Source organism: Mogibacterium kristiansenii, from assembly GCF_029224645.1.
Taxonomy (GTDB): Bacteria; Bacillota; Clostridia; order Peptostreptococcales; family Anaerovoracaceae; genus Mogibacterium_A; species Mogibacterium_A kristiansenii.
Genome location: NZ_JAQXUZ010000023.1, coordinates 43,207 through 55,837, shown reverse-complemented (window position 1 = coordinate 55,837; position 12,631 = coordinate 43,207). Strand labels below are relative to the sequence as shown.

Here is a 12,631-nt window from a genome sequence, read left to right as displayed (position 1 = left end):
AAATGGCCGGAACGGTTTCTTGCACCAAGTCTTTTTGTATTCGCTATTTTTCTAATTACACCGCCATCGGGCAGAGCACCAGGTACGCCAGCATGTAATGGCAAAAGCTTCCCGCCATGACGAAGAGGTGAAACAACTCATGGTTGCCGAAGCCGATATTGTTGGCCGGAATGATTTTCAGCTTGAGGGCGTAGATCACTCCGCCGACGGTGTAAAACAATCCTCCGGCCAGAAGCCAGAGGAATCCGGCGGAAGAAAGGTTGGCATAAATCGTGGGCAGGACGGAAATGCAGAGCCAGCCCATTCCGATGTACATCACGGAAGAGACCCATTTCGGACAGGTCACCCAGAAGAATTTGAACAGCATTCCCAGTGCGGCCACAATCCAAACCGCGATGAGGAGCCGGGTTCCGGCCTTTCCCGGAATGGCAATCAGGCATACCGGGGTATAGGAGCCGGCAATCAATACGAAGATGCTCATGTGGTCCAGGCATTTCAGGCGATGGTTCCGAACTTCATCCAGATTAAATGCGTGATAGGATGCGCTGGCACCGTACAGCAGAACCATGCTCAGCATGAAAACCCCCATGGAAATTAGCGCCCGAAGCGGTGCACCGCCGAAGGCCCCGTGAATCAGAAGGAGCGGGGTCGCGACGATGGCCATCAGGAATCCGATAAAATGAGTCAGCGAACTGATGGGATCTTTGGCGCGGAATACCGGGCAATCCTTCGATGCCTCGGTACCGCCGGGAACGGAATTGGTGGAATAAGATAATTTCTGCATTGGGATACCTCCTGTAAAAAACGTTCGGTTCGGATTCGAGCGTGAGATCAAATTTGCGAACGTTGTAATCAACTCCTCGTCATCGGTTATTGAATATCCGATTACCATATATTAGCGGTTATTCAATAACTTGTCAAGAGTTACCGCAAATATTATTGACGGTTATTGATATTTGCTATACAATGAATATCAGGTATTCGAAACAGGAGAAAATGATGACACAGAAAGAAAACGAAAAGAACAAAAGCATTCAAGCGGACATCCAGCGCACTCTGGATTCCCTGCATTTGCCGGAATACAAGGAGATTCCGGACGTGGGGCTGTATCTGGAGCAGGTGACCCGTTTTATCAATACCGCACTGGAATCCTTTCCGGATATGAGCGTCACCCCATCCATGATTAGCAATTACGTGAAGCTGAAGGTGGTGACCCGTCCAGAGAAGAAAGCCTACTCCCGGGATCAGATCGTGGCCCTGCTGTTCGTGGCCGTGGCAAAGACCGTACTGTCCATGGACAACATCCGAAAGGCCTTTGAAATCCGCCGCCAGAACAGCGACGTGGAAACGGGATACGAATATTTCCGAAGAAGCCTGGAGCATGCCCTCACCTCTTTCGGGAAAGACCCGCTACCGTGGAATCCGGAAGAAATTCCGCAGGACGTCAGCGAGGAAGCGCGGAATGTGGTGGATTACACCGCCTCCGCCATCGCGTATAAGATGTATCTGAATCTGTATTTCGACGCAATCAAAGAACCGGGCACCTCCAAATAGTTAAAAAATAAACGGCAAAAAGCCTGAAAAGCCCTTTATTAAAGGGTTTCAGCGGTGTATAATAACCAACGGAGTATTTATAGAAAAAACCAATGGTTATTTTGCAGGAGGAGTATTGCAAATGGAAATCGCAAAAAATGCAGGAATCACATACAAGCAGACACCGGTTGCCAACGGCACCCTGGTAAAGGTCATCAAGGCGGCGATGGCTTCCCATCTGGAGGACGAGAAGGGGTGGAACTACTACGTTTCCAAGTCCAAGGAGGCGATTGCCGAGCTGGCGGAATCCGGTGAGAATGCCGCCGAAGTGAAGGATGCACCGGCCGTTATCGTTCCGGTATACGCACCGGCAAAGGAAGCGCCGACCGCAGAGGATGTGGAGAGAAGCCGCGCCATCGGAAACATGCTGGTACTCATGGAAGAAATCGGTCTGGCCGGCACCTGGGTGAGCGTGATGTGTGACGAAGCGCAGCAGAAGAAGGTGGCGGAAGCCATGCACGTTTCTTCGGAATTCATGCCGATGGGCATTCTGACTCTGGGCTATCCGGAGCAGGATGCAGAAGAGGATAAGCCGGGCAAAATGAAAAAGAAAGCCGAGGAATGTTTCCGCAAGAAGATTCACTTTGTGGACACGTTGGGCAGATACTAAGAACTTTGTGTCGGAAGCGAAAGACTTCCGGCACTTTTTTTACAAAAAAATCCGTGTATGAATTGCAGTATAATCCGTAAAAAGATATAATGAAAAAGATTATGAATCAATACCGTTTTGGTTAGTTGGAAAGGACAGAGAAAGATGAAACAGTTAGAAGAGACGAAAAGCAACGGATTGGCACTGATACCGTTCCTGTTGTTCATTGTGATCTATATGGGCGCCGGAATCATCCTGCAGATGCGGGGGGTGGAGATGGCGTTCTATCAGTTCCCGTCGGTGGTGGCCATGTCCATTGCGGTAATTGCCGCATTTGTCATGTTCCACAAGGCGGGCATTAACGAGAATTTTGCGACCTTCGCCAAAGGCGCTGCCAGTGAAGACGTGGTGACCATGCTGATGATCTACCTGCTGGCCGGCGGATTCTCCGCAGTGGCCGGTGCGATGGGCGGAATCGAATCCACGGTAAACCTGGGCGTGTCGATTATTCCGGCACACCTGCTCACTGCAGGCATCTTCGTGATTTCTGCTTTTATGGCGACGGCGACGGGAACCTCCATGGGAACCGTGGGCGCGATTGTGCCGATTGCCGTGGGCGTTGTGGATAAAGCGGGCTTGAGCATGCCTTTGGTGATGGCGGCCTGCATGTCCGGCGCGATGTTCGGCGACAACCTGTCCATGATTTCGGATACCACCATCGCCGCGACCCGGACCCAGGGCGTAGAGCTGAAGGATAAGTTCCGCACCAACTTCTGGTGCGCCCTTCCGGCGGCCATCATCGCACTGGCGCTGTTAGTGGCATTCGGCCGTCCGGAACATGCGGTGGTAATTCCTGCCGGAAACTATGAGTTGATCAAAGTGGTTCCGTACATGCTGGTACTGGTGCTGGCGCTGCTGGGAATCAACGTATTCCTGGTACTGCTCTTTGGCATCGTGTCTGCCGGCATTATCGGAATTGCCTGCGGCGACCTGACCGTGATTACTTTTGCCACCAATGTGTGGGAAGGTTACAAGAGCATGATTGAAGTGTTCCTGCTGTCCATGTTCGGCGGCGGCGTGGCGGAGCTTACGGCGAAATACGGCGGGCTTCAGTGGATGATCGAGAAGCTCAGCGGAATTTGCAAGGGAAAGAAATCCGCCCAGGCGGCGCTGTGCGTGCTGGCGGGAGTGACGGATATGGCGACGGCCAACAACACCGTGGCCATCATCGTGGACGGAAATATGGCCAGATCCATCAGCGAGAAGTACAAGATCGATCCGAGAAAAACCGCGTCCATCCTGGATGCGTTCACCTGCATCTTCCAGGGCATGATTCCGTACGGTGCCCAGTTCCTGCTGGTGGCATCCCTGACCAAGGGACGAGTGAGCCCGCTGGACATCATACCGCTGCTGTGGTACCTGTTCCTGCTGGGACTTTTCACCGTGCTGTCCTTCCTGATTCCAAGCTACGAGAAATTGACCCTCTCCGGCGAATGGGATTGGGAGAACCACACCGTCATCCGATAGTTGTGGAAGGAGATGAATTGGAATGGGAAAAAATCGAAATCAGGTCATCGTGCGGGCCAGCGTGGTGGGCATCGTCACCAACCTTTTGCTGGCGGGCTTTAAGGCTTTTGTGGGGATGATGTCCCATTCCGGATACCATGACCGCCGTGGAAATCGACCGGCTTCAGCGGGATATTGCCGATGATGTGTACGAGAAGACCGGAGTCATCCTGATGGGAATCGGAATCTACGCCGTCAACACCACCGATGTGGATCTCAGCGATTGATTTTCCGCAATAAGTGTTAAGATTTCTTAAGAGTTGTTAAGATTGGGCTCCGGATGTTGTACACCGGAGCCCAATTCAGTATAATTAATATCATTAATTTCGACCGATACTGTAACAGCATGGGGGAAAGAAAGGATAGAATTATGTCGCATATGATTGAACTTCATAACGTATCGAAGTTCTACAGCAATAAGGATACCGTGAGTACCGGATTTTCCAAGGTGGATCTCAACCTGGATATGGGGGAATTCGTGGTGATTACCGGCGAGAGCGGCAGCGGCAAGTCCACGCTGCTGAACGTCATTTCCGGACTGGACAGCTATGAAGAGGGGGAACTTTTCATCGCGGGAGAGGATACCAGCGGCTACCGAACGGAAGATTACGAACGGTACCGGAAGAAATACATCGGGAATATTTTCCAGGACTTCAACCTGGTGAACAGTTATACCGTATACCAGAACGTTGAGCTGAGCATGATGCTGTCCGGCATGCCTCGGTCGGAGCAGAAGCAGAACATCCCGGAATACATCGATATGGTGGATATGACGGCCTATACCAAGACCAAGGCATCCAAGCTTTCCGGCGGACAGAAGCAGCGGGTGGCCATCGCCCGGGCGCTGGCAAAGAACGCCCCGGTTATCGTGGCGGACGAACCGACGGGAAATCTGGACAGTGCCTCCGCAGAGAAGGTGATGGAAACCTTGCATCGGATTTCCAAAGATCGCCTGGTGGTTATCGTAACCCACAACTACGAACAGGCGGCGCCGTACGTTACCCGAAAAATCACCATGCATGACGGCCGAATTATCGAGGATAAAAAAATTCAGCCCGCGGCAGGGGACCTTTCCGATGATGAGATGGAATCCTATCTTCATCCGGAGGAAGAACGAAAGGAAGAAGAAGCGGCGAAGCCTCGCAGCGGCGGAAGAGCCATGAGAAATGAAGAGGCGGAAACCGGAGGGAAAGGAAGAAGAAAGGGCCGGGGGCGGAGGAATCCTTTTGCGGAAGCACCGGTATACCGGAAGATGTCGGCCGGGTCGCAGCTTCGGCTGGGGGTTCGGAACACCTTCAACCTTCCGGCGAAATTCATTTTGCTTTTATTGGTGTACCTGTTCGTCACGGCGGCGGTGCTGAGTCAGTACGCGTCTACGAAGCAGGCTCTCCATTCCAACGATTTGATGGGGTACAACAACTACTTCACGGATACCTCCCCGGAGCGGCTGATTCTCACCAAGAAGGATGGGAGTGCTTTCACCACTTCGGATTACGAGAGCCTTCAGAAGATGGACAATGCGGATTACATCATCAAGGGCGATGCGGGCATCGACACCGGAATCATGTTTGAGTCCGACGATATCGATATCAGCGGGCCGATGTATCCGGTGAGCTGCCTGAAGGAAAAGCCGACCATCGGCCGCCTTCCGAAGAAGGATACGGAGGTGGTGCTGGTGGCGGATCCGGAATGCTATTCTTACGATGCCATCAAGGAGATGGACAAGAAGATTCTGGGGAAAAAATACTACATCGATGCCCTGAATTCCATGGCGATACAGGGCGGCGACCGGCTGATTAAGGACAAGGTGACCGTGGTCGGCGTGGTTTTGCTGAGCGAAGATGCCGGCCGGTCCAGCAACGGAAACGTCATGATTTACGTAACGGATAACGTGGCGGCTCGGGTGCTGGTAAAGACCGCAGCGGCCTCCTCCACCGTAACGTTGGACTTTAGCGGTACGAAGAGCGATTACAGCGGCATGCAGGTGGTGTATCCATCCAAGAAGGTGACGAAGGGCGAGGTATACATTTCCGAAGACCAGGCATACCAGTTCTACGAAGAAGGTGCGGCGCGGGGAAAGACCATGGGTCTTCACGTGAAAAACCATTATTTTGAGGAGTCTCGGGATTTCCGAATCGGTCAGGTGTTCAAAGCCGACAATATCCGGAGCCTGCTGGGTCTTTCCAAAAACAATTACGACGAATACACGTCCAACGTGTACATCAATCCGTCGGATTACAACAAGATTTTCAATCAGGGAAATTTCCAGAGCAGCTTTTTCATGAAGGACGAGAAGCTGTCCGATTCCACGGTGAAGGCCCTGGAAAGCGCCGGATACAAGGTGCTGGTGATTAAGGATACCTTTACGGATGCCACCGGCGGGTATGCGTTTATCCTGCGGATGTTCAGCATGGTTCGCCTGGCACTGGAATTCATCGTGCTGTTCTTCATCTCCTATGCGGTAATCCGGCTGATCATGCGGTCCCGAAATTCCTATTACTCTACATTGCGAATTTTGGGCGCCAGCCGGAAGAATACGGATAACATCCTGCGCATCGAGCTGCTGCTCATGATGCTGATTTCCTATGGCGGCGTTTTGGTGGGAAGCAACCTGGTACGGCGGGGAATCGTCGCGGTGCCGGCGGTGAATGAGCGACTGGCGTTCCTGTCTGCGACGGATTATTTCATCCTGTTCGTCGGACTTCTGGTGATGTCCCTCCTGATTGCGAAGAGATATTCCCATAAAATCTTCAGCAAGAGCGCTATGAAAGTTTACAGAGAGGAGGCGTAGATATGATTGAACTTCAGAATGTAAATAAGTATTTCAACCGAAAGAAAAACAACGAAATTCATGTCATCAACGACACCTCCCTGAATCTGCCGGAAAGCGGCATCGTGGCGCTGCTGGGCCCTTCCGGCTGCGGTAAAACCACGCTGCTGAATGCCATCGGCGGGCTGGACCGAATCAACTCGGGAAAGATCTACGTGGACGGGGAATGCATCACCCGGAAGAGTTCCAACAAGGTGGACGTCATTCGGAATGCGAAAATTGGATATATTTTCCAGAACTACAACCTGCTGGATAACCGCACCGTCTTTGAAAACGTGGCCATCGCCCTGCGAATGGTGGGCATGAAGGATCGGGAACAGGTGAAGGAACGGGTGAACTACTGCCTGGAGGCGGTGGGCATCTATCCGTATCGGAACAAGATGGCGGATGCTCTGTCCGGCGGACAGCGGCAGCGGGTGGCCATCGCCCGGGCCATTGCCAAGAACCCGAAGATCATCATCGCCGATGAGCCGACGGGAAACCTGGACAGCCGGAACACCATCGAGATTATGAACATCATCAAGTCGATTTCCAAAGACCGGCTGGTGATTCTGGTGACTCACGAGACGGATATCGCGGAATTCTACGCGGATCGGGTGGTTCGAATCAAGGACGGCCGGGTGGTATCGGACCGGGAGAACGATCCTTCCCAGAAGCTGGATTATCAGCTGGAAAACAAGATTTATCTGAAAGATATGGAACACGGAGTGCGATTCCGGCACGATGGACTGACGGTGGACGTGTATCAGGATGAGATTCGGGAGACGGATATCAAAATCGTCATTCGTGGCGGCAACCTGTACATCAATACCGGCGGGGCGTTCCACGTGGTGGATGAAACCGCCAACATCGAGATGATTGACGCGCACTACAGCGCCATGGATTCCACCATCTACGAGGACGTGCACTTCCGGTACGACGAGCACATGCCGGAGAATTTTAAGGCGAAATACACCTCCGTATACAACGTCTGGAACATGCTGGCCAGCGGCTTCCGCAATGTGCGGAAATTCAGCCTGCTGAAAAAACTCCTGCTCATCGGATTCGTGTGCGCGGCGGCGTTTACTTTTACCGCGGTGAGCAACATCTTCGGTATTTTCAACGTGCAGGAGAAGGACTTCCTCACCACCAACAGTCATTACATCACCGTGGCCAACCCGAAGCACGATGAGTCGATGCTGAAGAAAATCCGGAAGATGAACGGGGTAAGCTATGTGACACCGGGAGATACCCGAATTTGCGTGACCCTGCCGATGGACGATTACTATCAGACCGCCCAGGCGTCTGCCGGCCTCACCGGCTCCCTGAGCCATTCGGAAGAGCTGGAGACCAAAGATGTAATTGAAGGACGCCTTCCGGAGAAGGGACATGAAATCGTCATCGACCGGATGATTCTGGATAAATTCATCAAAGCCAAAGCGGGCAACATGGTGGGGCTGGCTTCCGTAAAACAGTTCATAGGACGGCGGATTAAGATTCCGCACCTGAAGGATTACGAAATCGTGGGCGTTTCCGATACCAAATCCCCGTCCATTTTCATTCCGGCAAGTCAAACCATCGACGTGCTGTCCAATGCGAAGAAGGGAACGGATGATACGGCGAGTGATTTTTCGGATTACGGCGAGGATGACGAGATGGACGCAGAGGCTTCCGGCGAAGAGGATAATGCCATCGTGAATTACGACTTGCGTTCTTCGGCTCTTCGGATTAAGAAGGGGTCCGCACCGAAGAATACCTATGAGGCGGTGGTGAACAATTCCCACAACGGCGAGGATGGGTACACCATCGGCAAGACCCTCAATCGAAAGGTGAACGGGCACAAGCTGAAATTGGTGGGATTCTACACCAGCGATTACCAGAACGATATCGTCTACGTGAGCAAGGATACGGTTCGGCAGAATTACATTGCAAAACAAAAGGTTTGTTCGGTATACACCACCGACACCTATGGGACGCTGACCACGCTGCAGGAAGAGGGCTATTCCGCAAAAATAAATTACGAGCGGGACCGCACCGATTACATGCGAAAGCACCGGGACAACCTGCGCTCCGCGCTGGTAGTGGCGGGAATCATTTTGCTGATTTCTCTCATTGAAATCTTCCTGATGCTTCGATCCTCCTTCCTGTCCCGAATCAAGGAAGTGGGCACTTTGCGGGCCATCGGGCTGAAGAAGCGGGATATTTACCGCATGTTCACCGGAGAAATTCTGGTAATCACCGTGCTGACAGCGGTGCCGGGCATCGGGGCGGCGTATTACCTCCTGTACAATTTGATGCAGGGAATCGATTTCATCGCCAACCAGTATGTGGTGAACCCGGGCATTGCGCTCCTGTCCTTCGGCGTGCTGGTGCTGTTCAACCTGCTGGCAGGGCTCCTTCCGGTATTCCGAACCCTTCGGAAAACGCCGGCGGAAATTCTGTCAAGGACGGATATATAGGGGCATTTTCATATCCGGGTTCGGCGGTTTGTCGAGCCCGGAATTGCATTACGCTGATTGTAGAAAATTTCCCATTGTGCTATAATCACAAATAAGTGCATTATTTATTTGGAGGCTGGAATGAGTAACGAAAAAACGAACGAATACAAAGAGATGAGAGGGAATTTTATCCACGACATCATCGACAACGACCTGGAAACCGGAAAGTGGGATCATATCGCCACTCGTTTTCCACCGGAACCAAACGGCTATCTCCACATCGGACATGCCAAATCCCTGTGCTTGAACTTCGGAACCGCACTGAAGTACGGCGGAACCTGCAACCTTCGTTATGACGACACCAACCCGGTCAAGGAAGATACGGAATACGTGGACGCCATCGAGGAGGATGTACACTGGTTGGGATTCCAGTGGAACAAGAGACTGTGGGCATCGGATTATTTCGATCAGATGTATGAAGCCGCAGTGTCTTTGATTCAGAAAGGAAAGGCCTATGTGTGCCACCTGACGGCAGAGCAGATGAAGGAATACCGTGGAACCCTAACGGAGCCGGGAAAAGAGAGCCCATATCGGAACAGAAGCGTGGAAGAGAACATGGAGCTGTTCCGGCGCATGAAGGATGGAGAGTTCGGTGACGGAGAAGCGGTTCTCCGTGCAAAGATTGATATGGCATCCCCGAACATCAACATGAGAGATCCGATTATCTACCGGGTAGCTCACGTGACCCACCACAATACGGGGGACAAGTGGTGCATCTATCCGATGTACGATTTTGCTCATCCGATTGAAGATGCCATTGAGGGCATTACCCATTCCATCTGTACTTTGGAGTTTGAGGATCACCGTCCGCTGTACGACTGGGTGCTGCAGGAAGTGGGTCTGTGGCCGAATCCGCCGCGTCAGATTGAGTTCGCTCGTCTGAACATCACCCACACCCTGATGAGCAAGCGGTATCTCAAGAGAATGGTGGACGAAGGTCATGTAGACGGTTGGGACGATCCTCGGATGCCAACCATCGCCGGCATCCGCCGGAGAGGATATACGCCGGAAGCGGTTCGGGCGTTCTGCGACGAAATCGGTGTGGCGAAAGCCAACTCCACCGTGGATATTGCGCAGCTGGAAGCCGCAGTCCGGGACGATCTGCAGGATAAAGTGCCGGCCGTGCACGTAGTGACCAACCCGATTAAGGTGGTAATCACCAACTATCCGGAGGGTCAGATTGAAATGTGCACCGTAGAAAATAACCGGAAGGTTCCGGAGCTGGGGGAGCGAGAGGTTCCGTTCGGCCGGGAACTGTGGATTGACGGAGATGATTTTATGGAAGTACCGGTAAAGAAGTATTTCCGTCTCTTCCCGGGAAATGAAGTTCGCTTCAAGGGTGCATACTACATTACCTGCAATGAAGTGATTAAGAACGAAGATGGATCCATTCGGGAGCTGCATTGCACCTACGATCCGGAAACCCGCGGCGGAGACGCGCCGGACGGCCGGAAGGTGAAGGGTACCATCCATTTTGTGGAGGCCAGTACCGCGGTTCGGATCCGAATTCGGGAGTACGATTACATGATGATTGAGGACGAGGAAGGAAATTCCGTATTCAACGAGGATTCCCTCCGCGACACTTGGGGTTATGCAGAGCCGTCCATCAAGGAGGCAAAGCCGGAAGACCGATTCCAGTTCTTCCGGAAGGGATATTATATTGCAGACAGGAAGCTGACTACCGAGGATGAGAAGGTATTTAACAGCATCGTAGGTCTGAAGAGCTCCTGGAAGAAGTAGTACAGACAGAGGGAGAAAACATTGGATACCATCAATGGCATTGTGAATTCAATATTATCTCTGGCGAATTCCCATCCCGAAACGGCGAAGTACATCACCACCGGACTCCGGTGGGTGTTCGTACTGCTGGCGGTGTGGATTCTGTTGATGTGCATCATTTCATTGCTGTCCACCAGAGCCACGCCGGAGGTATGGGGGTATCTCCACGTGGAAGGGGGAGAAGGCATTCCCATCACCCATTGGGAAAACATCATCGGCCGATCCTCCTCCGTGGATCTTCGAATTAAGGACAAAACCGTCTCCAAGAGCCAGGCTTTGCTGATCCGACAATCGGACGAGAAGTGGATGATCAAGGACCTGGGGTCTACCAACGGAACGGTGGTGAACGACTGGAAGCTGGTGCCCGGAAGGCGGTACATGATTGAGCCGGGGGACAAAATCACCCTGGGCGGGGTGCGTACGACCTTGGCCTCGATCAGCTTGGAGGAAACTCGCAACAACGAAGAACTTCGGCTGATGGATAAAGAACCGCTGTCACCGTGGTCGGCGATGCTGGGAATTACGGCATTTCAGATTCTCGCTGTGGTGCAGCTGATTCTGGGAATGGGGACGAAAGTGACGGTGACCGCCCTTCTTTCCATTTTGCTGCTGGGTGTGGTGATGTGGGTGTACATCCTCACCGGAAAGGCGATGGGGCGAAAGGGTTTTGAGATTGAGCTGATCGCTTTTTTTATGTCCACCATCAGCCTGGCGATTACCGCATCCTCGGAGCCGGAGCGAACGTTCACGCAGTTCGTATCCGTTGTCATCGGCCTGCTGATGTTCTTCGTCATCTGCCTCTTCCTTCGGGATTTGGATCGGACGGAGCGGATTCGTCCCATCATGGCAGTGGCATCGGTGCTTCTGCTGGCCTTCAACCTGGTGTGCGGCCAGATTAAGTACGGTGCCGCCAACTGGGTGTATATCGGGAACTTCGGTTTTCAGCCGTCAGAGCTGGTGAAAATCGTCTTCGTTCTGGTGGGAGCCGCCACTCTGGAAGAGCTGTTCCAGAAGAAGAACCTGATGCAGTACGTGCTGTTTTCCTTCTACTGCCTGGGATGCCTGGCGGTGATGGGAGACTTTGGTACAGCACTGATTTTCTTCGTCACATTTCTGGTGGTATCCTTCCTGCGAAGCGGCGATCTGTCCCGGCTGATTCTCACCGGAGTCGGTGCCGGAATCATGGGATTAATGATTCTTCGTTTTATGCCGTATATCGCCAACCGGTTTTCCATCTGGGGACATGTGTGGGACGATCCGGCGGACAAAGGATACCAGCAGGTTCGAACCATGTGCTACAGTGCCGGAGGCGGACTTCTGGGACAGGGCGCCGGAAACGGATATCTGAAAACAGTGGGCGCCTCCAATACGGACCTGGTATTCGGAATGGTGACGGAAGAGTGGGGCTTGATCATCGCCCTGCTGCTGATCGTGTGCATCATCACCCTGTGCCTCTTTGCGGTGAATTCCATCGTGGCCGGACGGTCCACCTTCTACACCATCGGGGCCTGCGGCGCGTCCACGTTCTTCCTGTTCCAGACCATGCTGAACGTGTTCGGTGCGGTGGATTTGTTCCCGCTCACCGGTGTCACCTTCCCGTTCGTGTCGGCGGGAGGTACCAGTATGATGGCCTCATGGGCCATATTGGCATTCTTTAAAGCGGCGGATATGCGGAAGGATGCCAGCATCGCCATAAAACGGTCTAAGGTAAAAGTATCTCTGCAGGATTATGCGGAGGAGACCGATGAGGACGCAGAAGAGGTGTGAGGCGGCCGGAGGACCGATAGAAAGAAGAGG

General features: G+C 52.8%; 9 protein-coding genes. 8 read left to right on the top strand and 1 reads right to left on the bottom strand.

Annotated elements, in window-relative coordinates; translation table 11 throughout:
- Positions 1-55 precede the first annotated feature (55 nt).
- Positions 56-784 (bottom strand): PAQR family membrane homeostasis protein TrhA, encoded by a 729-nt coding sequence (trhA, locus tag PUE40_RS07235; RefSeq protein WP_154554667.1) that lies wholly within the window; start codon positions 782-784, stop codon positions 56-58.
- A gap of 215 nt (positions 785-999) precedes the next feature.
- Between trhA and PUE40_RS07230 the strand changes: the two genes are divergently transcribed.
- The 8 genes from PUE40_RS07230 to PUE40_RS07195 all read left to right on the top strand — a co-directional run bounded on the left by PUE40_RS07230 (position 1,000) and on the right by PUE40_RS07195 (position 12,601).
- Positions 1,000-1,554 carry a DUF1836 domain-containing protein gene (locus PUE40_RS07230; protein ID WP_277672354.1) on the top strand — a complete coding sequence of 185 codons (555 nt, stop codon included), beginning with the start codon at positions 1,000-1,002 and terminating at the stop codon, positions 1,552-1,554.
- 121 nt (positions 1,555-1,675) lie between these two features.
- Positions 1,676-2,203: a nitroreductase family protein gene (locus PUE40_RS07225; RefSeq protein ID WP_277672353.1), complete on the top strand. Its 528-nt coding sequence runs from the start codon at positions 1,676-1,678 to the stop codon at positions 2,201-2,203.
- A 144-nt stretch (positions 2,204-2,347) separates the two neighbouring features.
- Positions 2,348-3,709: a Na+/H+ antiporter NhaC family protein gene (locus tag PUE40_RS07220; protein ID WP_277672352.1), complete on the top strand. Its 1,362-nt coding sequence runs from the start codon at positions 2,348-2,350 to the stop codon at positions 3,707-3,709.
- A 22-nt stretch (positions 3,710-3,731) separates the two neighbouring features.
- Complete coding sequence (locus PUE40_RS07215) at positions 3,732-3,893, top strand: hypothetical protein (RefSeq protein ID WP_154554663.1); 162 nt, start codon at positions 3,732-3,734, stop codon at positions 3,891-3,893.
- Between the two features lie 225 nt (positions 3,894-4,118).
- Positions 4,119-6,539, top strand: coding sequence for an ABC transporter ATP-binding protein/permease (locus PUE40_RS07210; protein ID WP_277672351.1), 2,421 nt, complete (start codon positions 4,119-4,121; stop codon positions 6,537-6,539).
- Positions 6,540-6,541: 2 nt separating this feature from the next.
- Complete coding sequence (locus PUE40_RS07205) at positions 6,542-9,016, top strand: ABC transporter ATP-binding protein/permease (protein WP_277672350.1); 2,475 nt, start codon at positions 6,542-6,544, stop codon at positions 9,014-9,016.
- Between the two features lie 120 nt (positions 9,017-9,136).
- A complete protein-coding gene (locus tag PUE40_RS07200) occupies positions 9,137-10,795 on the top strand; it encodes a glutamine--tRNA ligase/YqeY domain fusion protein (RefSeq protein ID WP_154554659.1) in 1,659 nt (552 codons plus the stop codon).
- Between the two features lie 21 nt (positions 10,796-10,816).
- Complete coding sequence (locus PUE40_RS07195) at positions 10,817-12,601, top strand: FtsW/RodA/SpoVE family cell cycle protein (RefSeq protein WP_277672349.1); 1,785 nt, start codon at positions 10,817-10,819, stop codon at positions 12,599-12,601.
- Positions 12,602-12,631: the final 30 nt, after the last annotated feature.